Below are 25,247 nucleotides of genomic sequence, written 5' to 3'. Positions count from 1 at the left end.
AAAACCTCTTCAATAAACTAGCATTAATTGCAATCTATCTTATCTAGAATAGATGATCAAGGTATACATTGCTAATATTATAACATTTATAAGCTTATTTTTCTATATATTTAAGTTGAATTCATGATTTTTACTAGTGAATCCATGGTGTTAAATAATATCCTGGGAGTGTTGAAATTTATTTTTACTTATACTATATTGACAAAAGAGTAACTAAAACATATCATGTAAATACCTAGTACTCTAAAAAGAGTTATAGAGTGAAATTAGATTATTAATTATAGAGGAGGTTTAGCAATATGACTTGGACATGTCCAAAATGTGGAAAAATTCACTTAAGTGAGTATGATATGAAACGATGCAGTTGCCAGTCATCTCAAGTATGTCCTGATTGTAGAGGCACAGGCAAAAAGATTGAATTTCTGGGACCTAATACAGATTGTCCACGCTGCAATGGTTCCGGAAAAATATTTTATTAAATTTTGAAAATCAAAGTGACATTATTACAATAAAAAGTAATACGCCACTTTGATTTTTTAAAATTATTCAATGACTATTTATTGAGATACTCGATATATTCCTTTATTTTTTCTTCAAGTTTATCACGATTCTCAACTAAATGTGGATAAAATCCTGTTACACCATATGAAATCATCCTACAAAGCCCCGAAAATCTATATGCTGCCTCAGATGTTTTGTTGCCACTTTCTATTGCTCTTTCAATTTCTGCTATATTGCATACAGATTCCAGTGTTTGTCTTCCGGCAATCTTAGTATAAAATTTCCAGGTAGATTCCTCTGTGTCTTCTGTAGTCCTAGGTACTGAATATACCTTTTTCATATTTGCAACAATCTCATCTTTTTTAGATATCTCACTTTCTGCTTCATAGATATACGCCTGTAAGCCCCATATAGCTAAGATCCATGTCCAGATATTAAAATCAATCTTTGTTGGTATATCTATGTTTACAAGATTATATATATTTAAGATCTCAACTTTGTAACCATAAATATACAACCAAAAAGCTAATTCATATAGATTGGTTAAATCTTTACTTCTTGTAATTGCAAAACTCTTTGCCAGCTTCTTAGAAAGTTTTACTATATTTTTCTCTTTATATTTTAAGCTAAGCTCTTCAAAATTCATTTTCACTCTCCCAGTCAAAATCATCTTCGTTGAAGTCATCTTCAAGAAAGCCTTCAATAATTCTCTCACTATGACTTCCATCAGCTTTTGTTTCAAGTAGTACCCAGTTTAAATCATCATCATCTAACCTAGGGTTTCCTTCGTCAAGAAAACTATAAAACCTTGATATTACAGCCTTTGTATAAATTTGTAAAAATCTATTAGCTTCTTCATCACTAAAGCAGTTATTAAACTTTTTTAATAACTCATTATCTTCTTCATAAAAGTCATCTGCAAGATCTAGAGTGCCTTCAATATCTCTTACTATCTTTTGCATTTCTTTAAATACTGACATTCTGGCAAATTGTGGAATATTCTCTGTAACTTCACTGTACGCAGCAGGTATATTATTTCTAAAACCGGCATTGTCCATCTTTATTACAAGATCAAGTATTGCCTGTAACTTTTCATTATCCAGATTTGAAATATTGGACAAATAAAATTCCCTAGCTCTGTCATCTAAATTTTCAGATTTAATTCTTGTTTGTAGCTGTTCTAATACACTCATAGAAACCTCCGATAAGTTGTTTTTGCTATTGATAAAATCAATTAAAAGCCATAATTATTACATCTAATAATATATTTTAATTTCCACCTTTTCATATTTTCCTACCAAATTTTGGCAATAAAAACCATATTCTGTGCCATCATCATATTGTAAGGGCCTACTTCTTTTGACTTTGAAACATTAATAGCTGTAATTTCTGTATCATAACCTTTTTCTTTTGCGATTTTTACAATATCCGTTATCTGAGCAATAGTTTCCATAGTTATAGCTGAAATTACAATTGTAGGATTCTTTTTCGATGTAAATATCATTTCCATCATACTGATAAGCTCTCCACCGCTACCACCTATAAATATTTTATCAGCATTAATTATATTATCAAGTCCGTCAGGTGCTTTTGCATGTATAAGTTCTATATTTTCAGCACTGAAATTATGAATATTCTTTTGTATAAGTTCAACTGCTAGAGGATTTTTCTCTATGGCATACACCTTTCCATCATAGGCAAGTCTTGACATTTCGATACTTACTGAACCACTACCTGCTCCGATATCATAGCAAATACTATCAGTTTGAATATCTAATTTACTCATTATTATTGCCCTGACCTCGGATTTTGTTATCGGAACTTTATCCCTGACAAATACTTCATCAGAAAGTCCAAAGCTAATAGATTTATCAGCATCAGGATTTGATATGATCATGCAGTTTAGATCAGATATTTCCATATCCAAAAACTTTGATGCATTTGCCTTTGTTATTCTTTCATTATCATAAGATAGATTTTCGCCTAAAATTATATCAAGTTCAAAGAATCCAAATTCGATAAGTTTTCTACAAATCTTCTTTACCCCATCAGCTTTAGAAGTGATTATAAAAGTATATTCATTTGAGTCGATATTGTGGTATAAAAGCTCTTCCTTACCATGGAATGATAGTATCTTCACCTTTGAAATATCAGTATTTGTTTTTGCACATAAATAGCTTAAGCTTGATATTCCCGGGAATGTATTAATCTTACAATCTTTGAAGACTTTCTTATCTTCTATTGCGGCATTCAGTCTTTCAAATAGCTTAATACTCCCGCTAAAAAGTGAAATATCACCACTAAATACTACGGCTATTTCATTGCCTATATTCTCTTTTATAATTTCAAGAATTTTTTCTGTATTATATTCTATATAGTATAGCTTGTCTGCAAAATCTTCTTTAATACTTTCTACTATCCTTCTTGCACCTATTATAATATTTGAACTTTCTATTGCTTTATAGGCTGCCTTTGTAAGAAGATTAGGATTTCCAAGCCCTATTCCGACAAGATTTATATTTCTCATATTTATACCTATTTTAATGATTTTTATATAACTTTTCTAATTCCACTCTGCACTCTTCTACAGAAATACCTTTGATTTCAGTCTTTGGCATAATAATTATTGGAATACAATCTGTATTTTTTGCAGCTTCAATTTTTTCCTCAAAGCCTCCACTTCTACCGGATAATTTACTTACAATATATTTGCAATCAAACTCTTTTATAATTGCTTCATTCAAATTTTTAGAAAAAGGGCCCTGCATTGCTATAATATTTTTTGAAGGTATGCCGGCAGATATACAGGCATTTATAGAGTCAACACTTGGAAGCACTCTGGGAAATATTCGATATGAAAGTTCACTGAATGCAGCTATTTCCTTACTACCTGTTGTCAGTAAAATATTTCCATCTGTATTTAAAAGATAAGAAACAGCCTCAGCATTGCTTGAAAATTCAAGTGCTCCATTCAAAGCAATGTCCATATCTTCACGTTTTATTTTTAGAAGTTTTACTTCTCTTTCCAACTGACTGATAGCTGCTGCTATATTTTTCGAAACTTCATAGGCATATGGATGTGTAGCATCTATGACATATAATATATCATTATTCCCTATAATTGATATTATCTCATCTATATTTAATCTTTTATCACTGACTTTAACAAATTTAAAAGTTGGTAGAACTTCTTTTCCATATTCTGTAGCTACACAAAGTATAGTAGGTATTCTAAGACTATCACAAAATATAGCAAGTTCTCTTCCCTCAGTTGTACCTCCAAATATAAGAACATCACTCATTAGAGTATCCTCTAGGTGTAACCATTTTATTATCAATTACTTTTGTCATAGAATTACCTATGAATACTGTTTCAAACATACCAACTTTTATATCCTTAAGCTCTAAAAGACTATAAATTGTATATCCTTCGCCATCTCTGCCTATATTCTTTGCTATAGCACATGGAGTCTTCTCATTCTTATACTTTAGAAGAATTTCACATGCCTTTTGCAAATAATCTGCACGTTTTTTACTACCGGGGTTATATAGACAAATACAAAAATCTCCTATAGCTGCACATTCAAGTCTTCTTTCTATCTTCTCCCATGGAGTCAAAAGATCACTTAGACTTATTACGGCAAAGTCATGTATAAGTGGTGCACCAATTATTGCAGCACCTGAAATAGCTGCTGTAACTCCTGCTATAGTACTTACTGCAACTTCTTTATAATCAGGTGCTATACTAAGCATTAAACCGGTTAAACCATATACTCCGGCATCACCGGAACAGACCATAGCTACAGTCTTTCCCTTATTTGCCTCCTCAAATGCAAGGACACATCTTTCATATTCCTTAGTCATAGGTGTGGACATACATTCTTTATCAGGCCATATATCCTTTATAAGTTCAGTATAAACTGTATAACCTATTACAATGTCACTTTCTTTGATTTTTTTAATAGCTTCAACTGTCATCTGTTCGTACTTGCCAGGTCCCATACCTATTATATAAATTTGTTTCATTTTAATCCCCTTACAATAATAGTTGTGAAATATCCGCTACTTTTTGGAAGATTTTCTATACCTACAAAGACTCTTTCATCCTTCATACCACAGTTTTCAACCATATAAACCTCACAGTGAGGCTTTTTAAACCTGATATATTCAACTAGATTTTCATAGCTTTTTCCTGATTTCATAAATACCAAAGTACCACTAAGGTTAAAGGCCTCTTTAAATGAGTAGGAAGAAGGTATGACATGCAATTCCTCATCTGCCAATGTTAAGGGTATACCAAGCTTGGCGGCAGCTGCACTAAATGATGTTATACCAGCGATAGTCACAACCTTTACATCTTCGTTTTTTAGCCTATCTGCAATATATGAATATGTTGCATATATTCCGGGATCACCAAGAGTGAGAAGAGCTACATCTCCATCTTTTAATAATGACTTTATCTGTTCAGCTATTTTTGCATGTGCTTCTTCCAAGACATACTGATCTTTAGTCATTGGAAAATCAATACAGACTTTCTTCTTTTTGGTAATCTCCGGCATCACTTTTTTTGCAATACTAAAGGCAATGGAGCTATCTTCACTCTTACCTGCAAAACATATTATTTTTGTTTTTTTTATGGCATTTAACGCCTTTATGGTCATTAGCTCCGGATCACCCGGTCCTACACCTATACCATATAGTTTACTCATATAAGATCTCCTGTATCTATGATTGTCACATTGTCACTAAATGAGACAATTCTAATTTTAAAACTGTTTTTGAATTCATTAATATTTGCAAATCTGTTTTTATTAAAAAAAATTTCAGCTTTAAATGCACGATTATAGGCATAGTAAAGCATTTGATTTGCAATTATATCAAAACATTTTTCTAGTCTATTTTCTTTTATTACTGCTATAGCACCTGTAGTAGTTTTTTGTTCAAGTACCTTTGAAACAATAGACTCCAGTAATATAAAATTCATACCTTCTCTTAAAGCTAATTTGATTATAGCAGCTATCAATAGTTCAAGGCGTGAATCTGAATCATTTGAATGTGTATTCATTATTCCACCTGATAGTTTTATTAACTTGCCAATATCTCCACATAGAATAATCTCCTTTGCATCATTTGATATGGCATAGTCAATGCTTTCACCAATAAAATTACTAATTATTGCTACTTCACTACTGCTAATGGTAAAGTTATTCTCTAAGAATTTTGCACCTATATTCCCGGGGGAAAGGTATATCTTTTTATCTATTGAATTTTTTAGTCTAAACTTTATATCAGCCTCTATAGTTTCTAAAAGTGCAGTTTTACTCATAGGTAACACCAGACCTGAAGTACCAAGAATTGAAATACCGCCAACAATGCCAAGCCTTTCATTAAATGTCTTTTTGGCAATATCAGCTCCATCTTTTACACTGATGGTGATATTTATAATACCACAGAAATTAGTGTTTTCTAAAACTTTGGAAAGATTGTCAATTATCATCTGTCTTGGAACAGGGTTGATTGCGGGTTCACCCTTAGGTAACGCAAGGCCGTCTTTTGTAAATGTACCCACACCCTCTCCGGCAAAGAAACGAAAATCCAAAGTATTCTCATTTTTTATAAATTCCAGCTTAGCACTAATTAAAGCTCCGTCAGTAACATCAGGATCATCTCCGGCATACTTTATTACACCTGATATATACAAGTTATCCTCTGATTTTGAGTACTCTATTGGCACACTTAATGCTATACCTATAGGAAGCTCTACATCCACCATATCTTTTTTTTCATTTAGATAAAGATATGTTGAAGCTATTGCAGCAGCAGTTGCTGTAGTGCCTGTAGTGAAACCATATCTTTGCTTATTATTATTTTTTATATTAAATTCATCAATTGTCATATCATGCCTTTGGTATCTTAAAGCTAAACTCTACACCATCTGATATATTTTTTACAGCAACACTACCATTATGTGCTTCAACTATTGCCTTGACTATGGAAAGTCCAATACCGCTGCCTCCATACGCTCTGGAATGTGCCTTATCTACCTTAAAGAACTTTTCCCAAACATTGCTTATATCCTTTTCAGGGATAGACTTTCCTGTGTTAAAGACACTAAAAATTATACTATCACTATCATAGAATACATTAATTTTAATTTCTCCAAAGTCCTTTACATGGTATATTGCATTGCTGATATAATTTGTGATTACTTCTTCTATCTTGAATTCATCGGCAAACATGTATATATCCTTAGTGGAGTCAAATATAATATTTACATTTTTCTCACCTATAAGTATTGATATTGATCCTAAAACGCTAGTAATAAGTGATGTGACATTGAAGTTTTCCTTATGTAAGATACTGTTTCCTGACTCAAGTGAAGAAAGTGTAAGAAGCTGTTTTACCATCTTATTCATCTTTTCACTTTCATCCATTATTACCTCGGCATAGTACTTTCTGCTCTCCTCATCCTCACATAATCCTTCATTTAGTCCTTCTGCATATCCTTGAATAAGTGCAATAGGGGTTTTTAGCTCATGTGAGACATTGGCAATAAAATCCTTTCTCATCTCATCTATAGCTTCTTTTCTTTTAATATCTTCTTTTAGAAGCTCATTTGCTTCTTGAAGCTCCTCTATTGCATTTTTGAGCCTGTCTGACATAAAGTTCATATTTTGACCAAGTGTCTGTATTTCATCACTTCTGTTTCCGTTATACTTTGCAGTAAAATCAAGCTTTCCCATTTTATTTGATATTTCAGCCAGCTGTAAAATAGGCTGTGTAATCATCTTTGCAATGACAAAGGTCATGATTACAGTGATAATAAAACCGATAATTGCCATATATATAAGAAATCTGTTTGATATATTTACACTTTCTTTCAAACTGGCTACCGGAGTGGACATAATAACTATGGTCTGATTGTCGCTACAATATCCAAATCCTTCTATAAAGGAACTCTTTTGCATAGTCTGATGAAGTATAATGGCATAATTATCATTTTTATATAATATATTTTGATATTTATTACCTATGAAACCGTCTTGAATTCTGCTTATCAGACCGTCACCTTCTCTTGCTGAGGAATATATGGCCTTATTTGTAAAAGAATCTACCAAAGCAATGGTTATGTTATATTTATTTGAATAATCCATAATAATATTTTTAAGTCTTTCATTAATAACAGATTTATCACTACTTTCATCAATGATATGCTGGCCTGAGGATCCAATTTTCATCACCTCATCATCTATTTTAATGTATGCCTCCTTTATCTCACTTACCTTTTCATTTTGATAAAACCATGGTAGTCCAAAATTATTTAAAATACCTATGGAAAGTAATAGTATCGAAATAAGAATCAATATTATTAATGTTATCTTCATCCGCAGAGAATGACTGAATTTCTTTATCATATATACCTCTCTATGACTTAACATTGGAAGAAAGTTCTATTATAAATTCTGACTTTCCAATGGATTTTCCAAAATTTTCCTTACAGTAACAAATAAAAAGCTTCTGTCTGGCTCTTGTCATTGCAACATAGAACATCCTTCGTTCTTCCTCAATCTCATCAACACCCTTTGCTTTTTTATAAGGTACACTGCCCTCATTTACATCTATAATATAAACAATATCAAATTCCAACCCCTTTGAGGAATGAAAGGTCATAAGTCTTACACCATTATCATTCTCATTCGATTTTTTTCTCGCCTCAATTAATTCTTTCTTATACTCTTCCATGTGAACAAACCAGTCGTTAAATGTATTATACTCAGACGCACTGTTTTCCAAATCGCCTAAAATAGTATAGCAGTCATCACTTTCTATACCATTCATATCACAATACTCTTCTATATACTCATTATATCCCACTACAGTCCTTATATATCTAAGAGCAGTCGAAGGTTTCAAATTCTTTATGGTTCTTAAATGCTCTCTAAGTTCTATTATTCTCTTGATCATGTAGCTTTTATCCTCGTAATAGTCAAATAAAGTCTCAATATTTGCCTTTGATGAGGAAAGTGAATCCCTGCTTATATATCGGTTGGGTTTGTTTGAAATAAGAAGTAAATCTGTCTTATTTCCCATATTTAGAGCAAGTTTTATATAGGATATAATATCCTTTGACACCCAATGTTCAAAAAGATTTGGTATAGCATCTCTAATAGTAAAAGGAATATTGTTTTTCATCATTCTTTCTATTAAAAGCCTTGGGGAAAGGTTGGTGCGATAAAGCACCGCAATATTATTTATATCCTGATTTGCTTTTATATATTCCCTGATATCATTAACTATAGTATTTACCTCAGAAAATGGATTTTTAAATTCTATCACAGATACAGGTGCTCCAGATCCATTCTTTGCTGTAAAAGTTTTTGGAAATCTCTTACTATTAAATGATATAAGTTTAGTTGAAGCATCAACTATTTGAGTACTGGATCTGAAGTTAATATCAAGAAAAACTTTTGAAACATTTCTAAAGTCTCTTTCAAAACCGAACATTATCTCAGGTCTAGCCCCTCTAAATCTATATATGGACTGATCATCATCCCCTACAACTGTAATGTTTTGATCTTTTCCCGCCATAAGTTTTATGATATTATATTGCAAAAAATTTATATCCTGAAATTCATCTACTAAAATATATCTATATCTGTTTTGTATTGCCTCTAAAATATCCTTCCTTCCATTTAAAAGCTCATATGTCAAAGAAAGCATATCTTCAAAGTCCAATTTATTTCTGACTTCCAGTTCAGCCTCATACTCTCTATATAATTTTTTAAAAACATCACTTGCAATACTGTTTGAATAATAATTTTTTATGTTAATATTGTCCTGTTTTATAAGTGCTATTTCGTTTAAAAGATTACCTGATAGATTGTTAATGTCCTCATTCATAATAGAGTTTTTCTTTATCAAGTCTTTTATAAGTGAATACCTTAGCTCATCTGAGGCAATCTGTTCAGATGTAAAACCATAGGCAGTCTTTAAGAGGCTAAAAAACACTGAATGGAATGTACCAAAAGTTACAAGGCTTTTATTGTAGAGTCTTTCAAATCTGTCTTTCATTTCCTTGGCTGCAGCTCTTGAAAAGGTTACAACCAAAATATGGGCCGGGTTTATACCCAGCCCCTCTATGAGATATTTTATTCTATGTGTGATCACAAAGGTTTTTCCGGAGCCGGGTCCAGCCAATACCATCAAGGGCCCATCCCCATGCTCTATGGCTTTCTTTTGATTACTGCTGTAATTTATCAATTCCAATCTTAATCCTTCTTATTGATTCATCTTTCCCAAGAACTTCCATAATTTCTGTAGCACCTGCCGGAGTCATTTGCTTTCCTGAAAGTGCTGTTCTTATTGGCCACATAATAAATCCTGTCTTATATTCATGCTCCTTACCAAATTCCTGTAAGATAGCAAAAAGATTATCATTTGTATAATCTTCTGTACTTTCAAGAAGTGGCAATACCTCATTCAAAAGAGATAATGAATTCTCAGAATTTGTTTTCATCTTCTTATGAGTATACATTTCTATGTCATATTCAGGAAGCTCTTCAAAGAAATCAATATGTGAAGAAATTTGTGGCAAAACTTCTATTCTAGTCTTTACCATATTTGAAATCTTCTTTAAATCAAGAGGCTTTTTAATCACTTCCTTAATATAAGGTTCTGCAAGTATAAAGAAATCCTCCTCGCTCATATTCTTTAAATACTCGCCATTCATCCAAGAAAGTTTAACCATGTCAAAGACTGCAGGTGATTTCGAAATATGCTTATAATCAAATGCCTTTATAAGCTCATCTAATGAGAATATTTCTTTATCATCTTCCGGTGACCATCCAAGTAAGGCTACAAAGTTTACTATAGCCTCAGATACATACCCCTGTTCAATAAGATCCTCAAATGAGGAATGCCCACTTCTCTTTGAAAGTTTTTTATGCTCTTCATTTGTTATCAAAGGACAGTGAACATATGTAGGTACATCCCAGCCAAATGCCTCATATAATCGGTTGTACTTAGGTGATGATGAAAGATACTCATTTCCTCTTACAACATGTGTGATTCCCATAAGATGGTCATCTACAACATTAGCAAAATTATAGGTAGGATAACCGTCTGACTTTATAAGTACCATATCATCAAGTTCTGAATTATCCACTGTGATATCACCATAGATATCATCATGGAAAGATGTGGTTCCTGTTGTAGGATTATTTTGGCGAATTACATATGGTATACCACGTTCAAGATTATTCTTTATTTCTTCATCAGACAGTGAAAGGCAATGCTTATCATATTTCATGATTTCCTCTCCATTCACATTTGATCTGAGTGAATTAAGTCTTTCGGGAGTACAGAAACAATAGTATGCCTGCTTCTTTTCTATAAGCTTTTTGGCATACTCAAGGTAAAGCCCCTGTTTTTGTCTTTCACTTTGTACATATGGTCCACAACCTCCATCCTTATCAGGACCTTCATCATGTATAAGCCCTGTTTCTGCCAATGTTCTATAGATGATCTCTGTGGCACCTTCGACATATCTTTCCTGATCTGTATCTTCTATTCTAAGTAGAAAATCTCCACCCTCATGCTTTGCAATTAAATACGCATACAATGCGGTTCTAAGATTTCCAACATGCATTCTTCCTGTAGGACTTGGTGCATATCTTGTCCTTATCTTTGTCATAAATGCTCCTTATCTATATTTGTATAATTTTTATTTAGTATGATTTTATATATTTATGGCGTTATCTCAAACTTATAGCCCATGCCCCATACAGTTTTGATATAGTCACCTCGCTCACCCATCTTGGCACGAAGTTTTTTTACATGGGTATCAATGGTTCTGGCATCTCCAAAATAGTCATAGTTCCATACTGAACTGAGAATCTTTTCACGGGACAGTGCAATTCCTTTATTTTCAATAAAATATGTCAAAAGCTCATATTCCTTTAGACTGAGTTCAACCGGCTTTTGATCTATATAAACACTGCGTGCAATCTTATCTATCTCAATCGCACCGGCTATAAGTTTTTCTTCGGACTCACCCAAAGTTCTTCTAAGTACTGCCTCAACTCTGGCTACAAGTATCTTAGGTGAAAAAGGCTTTGTAATATATTCATCCACTCCAAGCTTATATCCTTCAAGCTCATCTCTTTCTTCACTTCTTGCAGTCAACATCATAACCGGTACTTTGGAATACTGTCTTATAACTTCTAATGTCTCAAAGCCGTCAAGTTTTGGCATCATTACATCTAATAGAATCAGCTTTATATCCTTATTAGAATCAAAGACTTTCAAAGCTTCCTCACCATCTTCAGCTTCCAAAACTATAAATCCTTTAATAGAGAGAAAATCTTTTACAAGTTTTCTCATTCTGGCTTCATCATCAACTACCAGTATCTTTACATCTTCCATATAATCCCCACAACAGCATAAATATTAAGTTTACTATTCGCTCTTTATTATAAGTCCAAGTTCCTTAAGCTGTGCATCATCCACTTTATCAGGAGCATTCGTCATAAGATCTGACGCATCCTTTACTTTAGGGAATGCAATAACATCTCTTATAGAGTCAGCCTCAACCATAAGCATTACCACTCTGTCAAGACCATACGCAAGTCCTGCATGAGGTGGTACGCCATACTTGAACGCATCAAGAAGATAACCGAATCTTTCCTGTGCAACTTCTTTTGAAAGTCCAAGTACATCAAACATCTTTGCCTGAACATCACCTTGGTGGATTCTTACTGAACCTCCACCTATCTCAGTACCGTTAAGTACAATATCATAAGCCTTTGCCCTTACTCTACCCGGATCTGAATCAATATACTGCCAATCCTCATCCATAGGTGCGGTAAACGGATGGTGCATTGCCTTAAATCTATTTTCTTCCTCTGACCACTCAAGAAGTGGGAATTCTGTAACCCAAAGGAATCTGTAGTCATCCTTCTTTAAAAGTCCAAGCTGACTTGCAAGCTCAACTCTTAGAGCACCAAGAGTATCCCAAACAACCTTATTGCTGTCGGCAGCAAAGAAGAGCATATCTCCGGGTTTAGCATCCATAGCCTGCTTAAGACCTTCTATTTCAGATTCAGTCATAAATTTTGCAAATGAAGACTTGATATTTCCATCAGACTCGATAGCCATATATGCAAGTCCCTTAGCTCTGTAGCTCTTAACAAACTCTACAAGAGCATCTATCTTCTTTCTTGGCATGCCTGCCTGGCCTGTAGCATTGATACCTCTTACACTGCCACCGGCTGCCAAAGCATTCTTAAATACTGCAAATTCAGAGTTTGCAACAACACTTGAAACATCCTTTAATTCCATACCAAATCTAAGGTCAGGCTTATCTGAACCAAACCTGTCCATAGCTTCCTGCCATGTCATTCTCTGTATTGGAAGTTTTACATCAACATTAAGTACATCCTTGAAAAGTCTCTGTAAGAGTCTCTCATTTACATCCAAAACATCATCCACATCAACAAATGAAAGCTCCATATCTATCTGAGTAAACTCAGGCTGTCTGTCTGCTCTAAGATCTTCGTCTCTATAGCATCTTGCAAGCTGGAAATATCTGTCATATCCGGATACCATTAAAAGCTGCTTAAAAAGCTGAGGTGACTGTGGAAGTGCATAGAAACTTCCCGGATATACACGGCTTGGCACAAGATAATCTCTTGCACCCTCAGGTGAGCTCTTTATCAGTGTAGGTGTTTCAATCTCTAAAAATCCGTTTTCTGCAAGAAAGTTTCTTGTAGTTGTAGCCACCTTACTTCTTACCATTAGGTTTCTTTGAAGGTCAGGTCTTCTAAGGTCAAGGAATCTGTACTTTAATCTTAGCTCTTCCTTTGTTTTTGAATCTTCCTCTATATGGAATGGAGGTGTCTCAGACTCTGAAAGTATCCTTAGTCCCTTTGCTCTTACCTCAAGCTCCCCGGTCTCAAGTGATTCATTAAAAGCACCATCTCTCTTTTTCAATATTCCGGTAACGGCTATACAGAACTCCTGCTTAAGCTTCATGGCTTTGTTAAACACTTCGCTGCCACATTCATCTTCTTCAAAAATGATCTGTAAAATACCTGAACGGTCTCTTAAATCACAGAATATAATTCCACCTTTGTTACGGTTCTTTTGAACCCAGCCCATTACTGTAACTTCATTTTCAAGTGGTGCATTAACCACCTCTGCACATCTATGGCTTCTCTTTAAGCCAAGCATTGATTCTGCCATTTTTATCTCCTCACTATTTTAAAGCTTCTCTATAAAATTCTTTAAATTCTATATATCCTTGTTTTTCAAGCCCCTCTTTTTGGAACTTCTTATTCTTATTCATCTTTGAAACCAAGACGATATTTCCTGCTTCTCTAAGAGCTGATGCATCTTTTAATATAGATGTTAATATATTTGCATCAATGTTCTTTTCATAAAGGAATGCAATTTTTTTACTTTCATCAGGTATCTTAAATCCTGAGTCCATAAGTATTGTGATGATTCTTTCAAAACCGATAGAAAAACCGCATGCAGGTGTATCACTTCCTGTGAATTTTCCAATCATCTTGTCATATCTTCCGCCACCTGCTACTGAACCCGAGAATCCCTCCATACTTACTTCAAAGATCGTTCCTGTATAGTATCCCATACCACGAACCAAAGTAGGATCAAACTCCAGTGAAAAATCATTTTCTTTTACATCCAGTACTGTATTCATTATCTCAGATAGGCTATCCAGTACACCATCTTCAATAAATCCGTTCAAACTTTCCTTTAAAGATAAAAGAGCCTTTGTGTCATTAGACAATCCATCAAAAAGATTTAGATACTTCTCACATTTATCTGCTCCGTCAAGCTCTATCAATTCTTTTCTGACGCCATCAAGTCCTATTTTATCCATCTTATCAAGGATAATAAATACATTACTTATATTATCTTCTGAATAGCCCGCAAAAAGTGCCATTGCCAGAAGAATTCGTCTGTCATTGATTCTTACAGTGAACTTCTTTCCCTTTGCAATCTCACTAAGCGCCTTGGTTGTAGCAAGTATAAGCTCTATTTCTGCAAGATTTGAAGCCTCACCAAGGATATCTATATCACATTGCGTAAACTGTCTGAATCTACCTTTCTGAGGTCTGTCGGCCCTATATACATTACCTATCTGCAAAGCTTTAAATGGATTTGGAAGATTTGCCTGATTATTTGAATAGTATCTGGCCAGTGGTAATGTAAGGTCATATCTAAGTCCTGCATCTACCAAATCATTCTCATCCTTAACATCATCAAGCTTTAATTTTTCTCCCCTTTTTAGAACCTTGAAAATAAGCTTTTCATTGTCACCACCCTGCTTACTTAAAAGATTTTCAATATGCTCCATAGCCGGAGTCTCTATTGATGTAAAGCCAAAACTTCCATAAGTCTTTTTTATTATATTTATCAAATAATCCCTGATAATCATTTCCTCAGGGAGAATATCTTTCATTCCTGTGACACCTTTTTTAATCAATGCCATGCATACTTTCCTTTCTCATTATCATTTCATCAAGTCTTTCTATATAAAGTTTTGGATCCTTGACATTTTCGATTCTCTCAATTCTGCCGTCACCAAATACTATCTTACTTGATGTGCCTGCTCCACAAGCTATGATAGTCTGTTTTTCTTCCATAATCAATATATTATAGAGACATTCTTTACCCGGCTTTGAAAATCCTATATTTTCAAGATTACCAGCCATATTTTTTTGCCTATACAAGTAATACGGCTCCAATCCCAAATCTGCACATGTATCGGTTGCTGTATTTATCATTGATAAAATAAGATCATTGTCCATAATCTCTCTTTTATTTTCTGTATTTAACCTGGCTGCTCTCTTTAATGCAAGAGAATGTATGGTAATAGATTCAGGATCAAATGACTTCACCTTGGTAAAACTGTCAATAACATCCTCCAAAGTCTCACCATTTAATCCGATTATAAAGTCCATATTTATATTTTCAAATCCGACATCTCTGGCAAGCCTATAACTTTCATATATATCTTTAATGGTATGCTGTCTTCCAATAAGATCTAGCGTTTTTTGCTGCATAGTTTGTGGATTTATAGAAATTCTATCCACTCCTGCCGCTTTTAACGCTTCGAGTTTTTCTCTTGTTATACTGTCCGGCCTTCCTGCCTCTACAGTTAATTCTAAAATGTTTGAAAGATCAAAATTATTCTTTACAACATTTAAAATCTTTGATAATTGGTATCCTTCAAGTGAAGTCGGTGTTCCACCACCCATATAAATTGTTTGAAGTTTTTTATCCGCATACATCTTTGATACTGCTATAAGCTCTTTACAAAGTGCCTCAATATAAGTATCTGTATCTTTCTTCCACTGTGTAATGGAATAAGATGTAAAAGAACAGTATAAACATCTTGTCGGACAAAAGGGTATGCCTATATATAAGCTATACCCATTTTTATAATCTACCTTTTTTAATATATTAAATTCATTTTTTGCCGTCTCAATACAAAGCTTAATTCTTTTATCTCCTACCAGATAGATATCTTTTAAATGCTTTTTTATATCTTCCAAAGGCATATTGTTTTCAAGCATCTCCATTACTATCTTTGTAGGTCTTATACCGGTTAGCGTACCCCAAGGAAGATCTGCATTTCCAAGATTTAATAGATTTTCATATATATTTCTTTTTAAATCATTTTTGGTATCAAACTTGGTTTCTCTAAGCGGAGAAATAAACTCCAACACATTATCTTCACTTTTTATTTTGATATTATAACTTTTGCTATCCTTTGATAAAAACAGTGAAAGTATTGAATCTTCATCTGTATAAATATATTTTTCACCGGGATAAAATGCCATCAAAAGTTCTCTGATATCCTGTTCAAAGGTCATATCCTCTAATACAAGTGAAATCATTTATCTATCCCATATCTCTTTACGTAATCTGCAACAGGATTATATATTTTTTCATGACCTACAGTAGTCATTTCCATATGTCCGGGCAATATATTTACATCCTCAGGCAATGTAAGAACCTTTTCATAAATAGATCTTACTATTGATGGATTGTCACCTCCATAAAGATCTGTTCTACCACAATCCTCCCTAAAAACTGTGTCACCTGAGAAGAGTATTTTTTCATCTTCCATATAGTAACAACCTGAACCCTTTGTATGTCCCGGAGTTGCTATAAATTTTATATCCTTACCAAGTAGATGGATTATGTCACCATCTTCCAATAAAACATCAGCTTTTGTAACATATCCGCTACCTATAAATGAACTTCCTCCGGATTTACGACTGTCTGAGAGCATTTCCTCATCGAACTTTGATATGTAAACTTTAATATCATATTTTGCCAATAAATCATTTACTGCCATTATATGGTCAAAATGCCCATGTGTAAGCAGTATTGCACTTGGTTTTAATTTATGTTCTTCTATTACATTGATAATTTTATCGCTCTCTGCAGACGGATCAACTATCAAACATTCTAAACTTTCTTTATTATATGCTATAAACACATTGGTCTGTACCGGACCAAGTGGCATTACATATACTCCTATTTTATCCATTAGCCTGTAGCCCTTTCAATATCTATTACACCTGCAATCTGTCTCATTTTTCCTATAAGAGAAGTCAGTTGTTCTCTTCCCTTTATATCAAAGACCAGATTTATGGTGGAAACATCTTGTTTATTTGTTCGTGCATTCATATTGTTGATAGTAATATTATTTTCACTGAAGATTTTAATGATATCAAAAATAAGTCCTGTACGATTATGAGCGTAAATCTGAAGCTCTGTCTGGTATTTTTCCTCCAGTTTAGAATCCTCAAATTCTTGCCATTCAGCGGGTATAAGTCTTGTTCTGTCATCCGAAGGAAGGTTCATTACATTTATACAGTCAGTTCTATGTATAGATACCCCTCTACCTCTTGTAATAAAACCTACTATTTCATCACCGGGAACAGGATTACAACATTTTGAGAATCTTACTGCTATATCTTCTATCCCCTTTACGGTGATACCATTTTTAGATTTTTTTCGAATATTGGTATTAGCCGCATTATCACTAAGGCTTTCCAAAAGAGCAGATTCTGAAATATCTTTTTTAGCAACCTTCTTTTGCTCTTCCTGCATCTTATTGATGACTTGGCCCTCTTTTAAACCACCATGCCCTAAGGACGCCAAAATAGAATCCCAGTCTTTGATGGCATATCGTTTCATTACCTTTTCCTGGAACTGAGGTTTATTGATCTCAGGCCAGTTTATTCCCTTGGCTTTACAATACTTTTCAAGCAATTCCTTACCACGAATTATATTATCTTCCTTTAATTCATTCTTGAACCACTGTTGTATCTTTGTCCTTGCTTGATTTGACTTTATAATATTTAACCAATCCCTACTTGGTCCTTTAGAGTTTTGAGAGGTTATGATCTCCACTCTGTCACCGCTTTTTAGAGGGTAGTCAATATTTACAAGTTTTCCATTTACTCTGGCACCTACCATCTTATTACCTACAGCAGAGTGAATGGAGTATGCGAAATCTATGGGGTTTGAACCTGCAGGCAAGTTTTTAACATCACCATTTGGAGTAAAACAATATACGCTGTCTGAGAACAGATCCAAATCGCTCTTTATAACCTTAAGATATTCAGCATTGTCTGAGGTATCCTTTTGCCACTCAAGGATTTGTCTTAACCAGTTCATCTTAGCATCTTCTGAACCCTTTGCGACAGATCCGCTTCCACTCTCCTTATATTTCCAGTGTGCGGCAATACCGAACTCTGCAGTCTTATGCATTTCAAAGGTTCTTATTTGTACTTCAAAAGGCTGGCCGGTATCAGATATTAATGTGGTATGCAATGACTGATACATATTAGGCTTTGGCATTGCTATATAATCTTTGAATCTTCCAGGAATAGGTTTATATATTTCATGTGCCGTACCCAATGCTAAATAACATGCAGCTACATCCTCTACAATTATTCTGATAGCAAATACATCATAAATCTGATCCAAAGTCTTATTTTGATTTACCATCTTTTTATAAATAGAAAATAAATGTTTTACCCTACCATTTATTTGAAACTTTATTTTTATTTCTGACAGATGTTCACTGAACTTCTGTATTATATAGTCTACAAATTGTTGCCTTTGTTCTTTTCTAAATGCCAACTTTTCAGATAGATCATAGTATACATCGGGATGTAGATACTTTAACGAAAGGTCATCCAGTTCTACTTTTATTTTGGAAATACCAAGTCTTTGAGCAATAGGGGAATATATATCCATAGTCTCCCTTGCTTTTTCCTTTTGCTTTTCAGGCTTCATATATTGAAGTGTACGCATATTATGGAGCCTATCGGCAAGTTTTATAAGAATAACTCTAATGTCCTTTGCCATAGCCAAAAACATTTTTCGAAGATTTTCAGCCTGCATTTCTATCTTATCATTTTTTAGAGAAAGCTGTGTCAGCTTTGTAACTCCATCCACAAGATTGGCAACATCCACTCCAAACATATCAGACAACTCTTTAAATGAAATAGCAGTATCTTCGATTACATCATGTAAAAGTCCGGCTGCTATAGTCTCTTTATCCAGCTCAAGCTCAGCAAGAATAATGGCAACACAAATAGGGTGAATGATATACGGTTCACCTGATTTTCTCTTTTGATTATTATGTGCTTTTTTTGCCAACTCATAAGCTTTAGTTATCATAGAGATATCATCTGAAGGATGATAATGCAATATGATATTTATAAGTTTTTCATGTAAACTTTCCGGTGATGTAAAATCAGCCGGTTTATCAATTTGTGTTTCTATATTTTCATCTAGAAAGTTATACTTATCTTCTTTCATTAAACTCCTTACTCTTTGTAACAGCTGTTGCCCAGGTAGACTCATATAATCTTATATTATACGAATATAATGAAAAAAAAGCAATAATGCCAAAATAAAAAGAGACGTGTAAAAATGAATTTATATTTTTACACGCCCTACATTTTATTAAAGAATCGTTACATATCATGGATTGCTCTACGGCTCTTTTATACTAACATTTTATCTACATTTACCACAGGCTTCACAAGCACTTGGCGTAACTGCACATCCACCAAGTGCTGTTTCTCTTAGCTCAACCGGCATTCTCTTTCCAACTTTATACATAGTATCAAGCATTTCATCAAAAGGTATTAGCTGAGTTATACCTGCAAGTGACATCTCTGCTGCAACCAAGGCATTGGCAACTCCTGCAACATTTCTATTTTGACAAGGATATTCCACAAGTCCGCCTACCGGATCACATACAAGTCCCAACATGTTCATAAGTACAGTAGATGCCGCATCCAGACATTGCCTTGGAGTACCTCCCATAAGCTCAACAGCACCTGCAGCAGCCATAGCGGCAGCTACACCCATCTCTGCCTGACATCCTCCAACTGCTCCTGCAACTGTAGCATTTCGCATTGCAAGATAGCCTATAGCACCTGATGTGAACAAGGCATCAATTATCTTTTCATTAGTAATATCATACTCATCCTGCATTGCCAAAAGCAGTCCCGGTACTACGCCTGAAGATCCTGCTGTAGGTGCTGCCACTATAAGTCCCATTGAGGCATTACACTCAAGTACAGCCATAGCATACATCATAGCTCTGCTAAGCATAGATCCGCCTATATTTTTACCCTGCTCCATATGTTCATGTATATTTCTCGCCTCTCCACCTATAAGACCGCCCATAGATTTCATTGGAGTCTTTATAGGTGTTGTTGCAGAGTCTCTCATAATTTCAAGAACTCTATTCATTTTATTTTTTATTTCTTCTTTTGAACTTGTGCTTTCATAACATTCTCTTATCTTCATTATTTCAGAAATTAATAAATTGTTTTTATCACAAAGTTCCAAAAGTTCTCTTGCATTACTAAAATCCATAAAATCTCCTATTGAACTATCATAACCTGTGATATATTTTTGTTTTTAAATAACCCTACCTTTATATCATCCGGAATTCTTTCATCAGACTCTATAATAGTATATGCCCTATTTCCCTTCGACTCTCTATAGAGTTTCATAAATGCGATATTTATATTATTCTCACTAAGTGCCTTGGTAATATAAGCTATAACTCCGGGTCTATCCATATGTACTGCTATAATGGCACTGTACTCACCTGAGAAGTCTATATCTACCTGGTCAATCTTAACTATCCTAACCTTTCCACCACCTAGTGACTCACCTCTGACTGTAACCTTTCTACCTTCTTCATCTTCCATACATACATCAACAGTATTTGGATGAATCTCTGTTAACTCACTATTTGGTGTGAATTTATACTCAATTCCTCTCTCACTTGCAATATGGAATGAATCTCTAATTCTTACATCATCTGTACCAAATCCCATAAGTCCACCAAGTAAAGCCCTGTCTGTTCCATGTCCTTTATATGTATTGGCAAAAGAGCCATATAAGATAAACTCCACCTTCTTAGGGTTGCCACCAATCATTTTTCTTGCCAAAAAAGATATCACACAGGCACCTGCTGTATGTGAACTTGACGGCCCAATCATATTTGGACCAAGTACATCAAAAATACTGATAAATGCCATTTTTATCTCCTATTGCTTCTTCAAAATATCATTGAATTTCCTACTAAAAACAAAATTCCGTTCGCTTTATTACTACTATTTTAACATATAAAATGCTTTTAGTTAAACAAATTATATAAAACTCTGTATTTAATATAACTTAACTATCTTCTTATATTGTTGTGCAAAACCTAATTTATATTTAATGTTTATTTTCACTATTTTAATGTATAACCTGACTTCCGTCGTTTCTCTCAAAACCTAGTACTCTAGGTATACAAGAGCATGCAGTTTTGAAAGAAATTGTCGACTTCAGCTTTGGTTAAATAGAGGGCATCAAGGTTACTAAAACCAACCAGTTTTTTAACCTTTTCGTTAACGGCCTGGTTTCTTGATATATTGATATATGTATCATCACCTTTATTTACCACCCTAAAATCACGCATAAAGTTGATCAAGTCATAAGAGTTTATTTTATTCTTGAAACACTTGATTTCTAATACTCTTAAAAGAAACAAGCTAAGGTAGCATATCAAAAAATGCCCATAGATTGTTTCTTTTTTCTGTAAATAAACGGGTCTTGCATCCAGGTATGATTTTGTAAGTCTAAAAGATTCTTCGATCTTCCATAGGCTATGGTATGTTTTATATACCTGTAATGGCTCCATATCTATTTCGGATGTCACTAAAAGATTATATCCTGCATATTTAAGATCTTCATCAATCTTAGATTTATTTAAATCTATTATAGGCTTTATTGTCTTGCCTGTACTATCTTTAGTTATAATGTCTACATATTTAGCACAATCTCCAAGTTCATCTTTAGCGATATTTTTGTATGTAGAAAACTTTGAAGCTTTATCGACCATTTTCATTATTTCAAGCCTTTGTTTCTTTGCAAGGTTAGGATTATAAGAGACGATACGCTTTTCTTTTACAGAAAACCTTGTAACACACTCTTTTCCTGTTTCCGGATCAATCTCTTTAAAACTGTAATCAAAGCTGTCAATACAGGATTTAAGACGAAAAGATATATTACCTCTTTCATCAGTGTAATTAGAAAAGACATTTGTATCATTCTCAAGTAGAACCCATTTCTTTTCCTTTTCACTTAGATTCTTACCATGTATTGATTTTGAAAATATATAGCCGTCACTAGCTTCTTTAACTGCAGCATAAATATTTCTTGCACAATTAAGGCCTTTATCAGCCACCTGAATTGTCTTGCCTGATACGCTGTGTCGTTGCTTCATTTCTTCAATAACTTTTCTAATATATGGCTTTTCCGATTCATTTCCGGGATACATTTGCATGGAGACAGGTACTAGATCAGCATCTAAAAGTAAAGCCTGCCCTATTATCGGAGAGTGCCTATTCTCTTTTGAAGGTCCCTTTTGCTTGTCATCGCTAGGAAGATCAATTTCAAAGTAATAATTAGTACAATCGAAAAATACATTGCTTAAATCTCTTTTAAAATACTTTTCATAAGAGTGATTAAACAAATCAATGTACTTCTTATAAGACTCTCCTATGAAAGAACACCCGTCATATACTTGGTCTTCAGAGATTGTAGAGCTGCCGTAAATGTATGGAAAGACATGAGAGGCTGTCTTTGACTTAGAGCATGGTGATATAACCCTTGCATAAATAAGTTGTGTAATTAAGTCAAATACAGAGAACTGAAAACGCATTTGAGAAGCAAGTATATCAATAGTTTCCTTAACATCAAGCTCATCAATCAATGAGTAGAGCAAGAAGTGTCCTATATTAAGTTCAACAGGAGTGGAAAATGCACGAGGACGGGATTCTTCAGAAAGAACTTTTGTTCTATTCTCATTTTGCTCTTTTACATAATCGCTATAAAATTTAATCGGATCCGGAATCTCATCTGAAGTCAGATCTTCAACGTAACCAAAAGATTTTACATTTCTTGTTCTTGGTTGCTTTTTATCCTTATCCCAAAATGATTCATACATCTGAAGATAAGTACCTTTTTTCTTCTTTTCTTTTCTCAAAAAATAAGCCATAAACACCTCTAAAAGTAAAGTACTATGAAGTACTATGATTATAACATGCTGTAAAAATTTTTTCAATTTTTTCAAATTATTTTTTATGTAAGAAAAGCCTTTAAAATAAAGGGTTTAAAAGAATTGTATAAAATTAAATAGTTTGCTAAAAATTTGAAACGTCGGAAATTTCATAGTACTTCGACGGAAGACGGGGCCATATAAGATAAACTCCACCTTCTTAGGGTTGCCACCAATCATTTTTCTTGCCAAAAAAGATATCACACAGGCACCTGCTGTATGTGAACTTGACGGCCCAATCATATTTGGACCAAGTACATCAAAAATACTGATAAATGCCATTTTTATCTCCTATTGCTTCTTCAAAATATCATTGAATTTCCTACTAAAAACAAAATTCCGTTCGCTTTATTACTACTATTTTAACATATAAAATGCTTTTAGTTAAACAAATTATATAAAACTCTGTATTTAATATAACTTAACTATCTTCTTATATTGTTGTGCAAAACCTAATTTATATTTAATGTTTATTTTCACTATTTTAATGTATAATATAATTGAATAAAACATTTATTTATGGAGGTAAAATGAAAAGATTATTTTTATATTTAGCAATTATTTCACTCCCTATAATTACTGTGGGTTGTAAAAATAAGGATAATTCTGATTTGAAAAGTATTATGACAACAGCTTCAGCTAATGGCTCTATGTCATCTACAACCATTGCCGCTGAAAGTTCCACAGATAATAAAACTCCTGAAACAAAGGCAGATACTAAAAAGACCACATCAAAAAATAGTATTACTGAAACTTCACAGAGCTTTACTAAGGATAAGTCAAAAGTCTCTTACCCTAAGCTTGGTGGGACTAATTCTAAAAATGAGAATTCTATCAATACAATGATTGAAGATAATGCTAAGACTGCTCTTAACTCACTATCTTCAACTCCTGACAGCAATACTGAGATAAATTATAGCATTAAAAATCAAAGTAGAAACAGAATGAGTATAGTTTATACCGGAACATCCAAAGACGGTAGTAACAGTAAAAAAGTCATTTTTACAAATAATATTAATCTTGAGAATGGTAAGAGTATAGGACTTTCAGATTTTGCAGATCCTCTTACTATTGCAAATTATGTACTGTCAGACGATGTAGTACTTGAAAATGCAAGTAACTCACAAGCTGCCGGTTTTGAGGAGTATAAAAAGACTTTGAGTGTAGATATTTTAAAAACACTTTTTGAAGATGCTGATTTTCCTTTGGTAAAAGAAAACGATATAAACGAAGGATTTCCAAAAGTATTCTCCTATGAATCAGGTGGAGATATCTTTATTTCAATGCCGGTTTCACATGAACTTGGAGATTATGTGCTTATAAAATATTCTCCTAATACTAAATAATACTATGTACTTATATATTTTTTTGAACTATAATAATAAAAGTTAAAAATTAGATTGAGGTGTAAAATGTCAAAAGTTTATATTAATAATCATCCATTAGTTCAACATAAAATATCAATATTGCGTAATAAGACTACAGGAACCAATGAATTCAGATCACTTGTTGGTGAAATTGCAATGCTGATGGGATATGAAGCATTAAATGATCTACCTACTGAAGAGGTTGAGGTTGAAACTCCGCTCGAAACTTGTATGACTGAGATGATTTCAGGTAGGAAGATGGCAATAGTACCGATACTTAGAGCAGGTCTTGGTATGGTAGATGGTATTCTTAATCTGGTTCCTGCTTCAAAGGTCGGACATATAGGACTTTATAGAGATGAAACCACTCATACACCGGTAGAATACTACTGTAAGCTTCCAAGTCCAATAGAGGAGAGAATCATAGTTGTAACAGATCCTATGTTAGCAACCGGAGGTTCTGCTATAGATGCCATTTCTCAGATCAAAAAGCATGGTGGTAAGAAAATAAAATTTATGTGTATCATTGCAGCTCCTGAAGGTCTTAAAGCTCTGGAAGAAGCTCATCCTGATATACAAATATATGTAGGTCATTTAGATAGACAATTAAACTCTGATGCTTATATATGCCCCGGTCTTGGCGATGCAGGCGATAGAATATTTGGAACAAAATAAAGTTTATAAAATAGGGGAGC

At 33.7% G+C, this 25,247-nt stretch carries 22 protein-coding genes and 1 pseudogene; 3 read left to right on the top strand and 20 right to left on the bottom strand.

Annotation, left to right across the window (positions count from 1 at the left end; all coding sequences use genetic code 11):
* The first annotated feature begins 299 nt into the window (after positions 1–299).
* Positions 300–479 carry a hypothetical protein gene (locus D4A81_RS06240; protein WP_111524873.1) on the top strand — a complete coding sequence of 60 codons (180 nt, stop codon included), beginning with the start codon at positions 300–302 and terminating at the stop codon, positions 477–479.
* Positions 480–553: 74 nt separating this feature from the next.
* On the opposite strand, the gene D4A81_RS06235 is transcribed toward D4A81_RS06240, so the two are convergent.
* The 20 genes and pseudogenes from D4A81_RS06235 to D4A81_RS13820 all read right to left on the bottom strand — a co-directional run.
* Positions 554–1,147: a DUF6707 family protein gene (locus D4A81_RS06235; protein WP_111524874.1), complete on the bottom strand. Its 594-nt coding sequence runs from the start codon at positions 1,145–1,147 to the stop codon at positions 554–556.
* Positions 1,137–1,694: a peroxidase gene (locus tag D4A81_RS06230; protein ID WP_111524875.1), complete on the bottom strand. Its 558-nt coding sequence runs from the start codon at positions 1,692–1,694 to the stop codon at positions 1,137–1,139. Before D4A81_RS06230 ends, D4A81_RS06235 begins: the two co-directional genes overlap by 11 nt.
* A 101-nt stretch (positions 1,695–1,795) precedes the next feature.
* Positions 1,796–3,028 carry a precorrin-6y C5,15-methyltransferase (decarboxylating) subunit CbiE gene (cbiE, locus tag D4A81_RS06225; protein ID WP_111524876.1) on the bottom strand — a complete coding sequence of 411 codons (1,233 nt, stop codon included), beginning with the start codon at positions 3,026–3,028 and terminating at the stop codon, positions 1,796–1,798.
* 13 nt (positions 3,029–3,041) lie between these two features.
* A complete protein-coding gene (gene cobK, locus D4A81_RS06220; RefSeq protein ID WP_111524877.1) occupies positions 3,042–3,803 on the bottom strand; it encodes a precorrin-6A reductase in 762 nt (253 codons plus the stop codon).
* Positions 3,796–4,527 (bottom strand): precorrin-3B C(17)-methyltransferase, encoded by a 732-nt coding sequence (cobJ, locus tag D4A81_RS06215; RefSeq protein ID WP_111524878.1) that lies wholly within the window; start codon positions 4,525–4,527, stop codon positions 3,796–3,798. The genes cobK and cobJ overlap by 8 nt, the downstream gene beginning before the upstream one ends.
* The gene (gene cobI, locus D4A81_RS06210) at positions 4,524–5,210 is read right to left on the bottom strand and encodes a precorrin-2 C(20)-methyltransferase (protein WP_111524879.1); all 687 of its coding nucleotides are present in this window, start codon (positions 5,208–5,210) and stop codon (positions 4,524–4,526) included. Before cobI ends, cobJ begins: the two co-directional genes overlap by 4 nt.
* Complete coding sequence (gene cbiD, locus D4A81_RS06205; protein WP_111524880.1) at positions 5,207–6,397, bottom strand: cobalt-precorrin-5B (C(1))-methyltransferase CbiD; 1,191 nt, start codon at positions 6,395–6,397, stop codon at positions 5,207–5,209. The genes cobI and cbiD overlap by 4 nt, the downstream gene beginning before the upstream one ends.
* A gap of 1 nt (position 6,398) precedes the next feature.
* Entirely contained in the window at positions 6,399–7,916 is a 1,518-nt protein-coding gene (locus D4A81_RS06200; protein WP_111524881.1) for a sensor histidine kinase, read from the bottom strand.
* Between the two features lie 10 nt (positions 7,917–7,926).
* Positions 7,927–9,768: an ATP-dependent helicase gene (locus D4A81_RS06195; protein ID WP_111524882.1), complete on the bottom strand. Its 1,842-nt coding sequence runs from the start codon at positions 9,766–9,768 to the stop codon at positions 7,927–7,929.
* Entirely contained in the window at positions 9,743–11,194 is a 1,452-nt protein-coding gene (gene gltX, locus D4A81_RS06190; protein ID WP_111524883.1) for a glutamate--tRNA ligase, read from the bottom strand. Before gltX ends, D4A81_RS06195 begins: the two co-directional genes overlap by 26 nt.
* A gap of 53 nt (positions 11,195–11,247) precedes the next feature.
* Positions 11,248–11,925, bottom strand: a complete 678-nt coding sequence (locus tag D4A81_RS06185; RefSeq protein ID WP_111524884.1) for a response regulator transcription factor — start codon at positions 11,923–11,925, stop codon at positions 11,248–11,250.
* Positions 11,926–11,958: 33 nt separating this feature from the next.
* Positions 11,959–13,743: an aspartate--tRNA ligase gene (gene aspS / locus D4A81_RS06180; protein WP_111524885.1), complete on the bottom strand. Its 1,785-nt coding sequence runs from the start codon at positions 13,741–13,743 to the stop codon at positions 11,959–11,961.
* Between the two features lie 13 nt (positions 13,744–13,756).
* Entirely contained in the window at positions 13,757–15,016 is a 1,260-nt protein-coding gene (hisS, locus tag D4A81_RS06175; RefSeq protein ID WP_111524886.1) for a histidine--tRNA ligase, read from the bottom strand.
* Complete coding sequence (gene hemZ / locus D4A81_RS06170; protein ID WP_111524887.1) at positions 15,003–16,427, bottom strand: coproporphyrinogen dehydrogenase HemZ; 1,425 nt, start codon at positions 16,425–16,427, stop codon at positions 15,003–15,005. The genes hisS and hemZ overlap by 14 nt, the downstream gene beginning before the upstream one ends.
* A complete protein-coding gene (locus tag D4A81_RS06165; protein ID WP_111524888.1) occupies positions 16,424–17,086 on the bottom strand; it encodes an MBL fold metallo-hydrolase in 663 nt (220 codons plus the stop codon). The genes hemZ and D4A81_RS06165 overlap by 4 nt, the downstream gene beginning before the upstream one ends.
* Positions 17,086–19,374: a RelA/SpoT family protein gene (locus D4A81_RS06160; protein ID WP_111524889.1), complete on the bottom strand. Its 2,289-nt coding sequence runs from the start codon at positions 19,372–19,374 to the stop codon at positions 17,086–17,088. Before D4A81_RS06160 ends, D4A81_RS06165 begins: the two co-directional genes overlap by 1 nt.
* 201 nt (positions 19,375–19,575) lie before the next feature.
* A complete protein-coding gene (sdaAA, locus tag D4A81_RS06155) occupies positions 19,576–20,445 on the bottom strand; it encodes an L-serine ammonia-lyase, iron-sulfur-dependent, subunit alpha (protein WP_111524890.1) in 870 nt (289 codons plus the stop codon).
* A gap of 8 nt (positions 20,446–20,453) precedes the next feature.
* Positions 20,454–21,119 carry an L-serine ammonia-lyase, iron-sulfur-dependent subunit beta gene (gene sdaAB, locus D4A81_RS06150; protein ID WP_111524891.1) on the bottom strand — a complete coding sequence of 222 codons (666 nt, stop codon included), beginning with the start codon at positions 21,117–21,119 and terminating at the stop codon, positions 20,454–20,456.
* Positions 21,120–21,367: 248 nt separating this feature from the next.
* Positions 21,368–23,125, bottom strand: a complete 1,758-nt coding sequence (locus tag D4A81_RS06145; RefSeq protein WP_119808241.1) for an IS1634 family transposase — start codon at positions 23,123–23,125, stop codon at positions 21,368–21,370.
* 195 nt (positions 23,126–23,320) lie between these two features.
* Positions 23,321–23,467, bottom strand: a pseudogene (locus D4A81_RS13820) (L-serine ammonia-lyase, iron-sulfur-dependent subunit beta); the annotation flags it as partial.
* A 248-nt stretch (positions 23,468–23,715) separates the two neighbouring features.
* On the opposite strand from D4A81_RS13820, the gene D4A81_RS06135 reads away from it, so the two are divergent.
* On the top strand, positions 23,716–24,531 hold the full coding sequence (locus tag D4A81_RS06135) for a hypothetical protein (protein WP_111525949.1): 816 nt from the start codon (positions 23,716–23,718) through the stop codon (positions 24,529–24,531).
* A gap of 66 nt (positions 24,532–24,597) precedes the next feature.
* The gene (gene upp, locus D4A81_RS06130) at positions 24,598–25,227 is read left to right on the top strand and encodes a uracil phosphoribosyltransferase (protein WP_111525948.1); all 630 of its coding nucleotides are present in this window, start codon (positions 24,598–24,600) and stop codon (positions 25,225–25,227) included.
* The last annotated feature ends 20 nt before the right edge of the window (positions 25,228–25,247 follow it).

This window comes from Lachnoanaerobaculum umeaense (assembly GCF_003589745.1).
In the GTDB taxonomy this organism is placed as follows: Bacteria; Bacillota; Clostridia; order Lachnospirales; family Lachnospiraceae; genus Lachnoanaerobaculum; species Lachnoanaerobaculum umeaense.
Note: the sequence above shows the minus strand (reverse complement) of the source record. Positions and strands in the feature narration are given on the sequence as shown.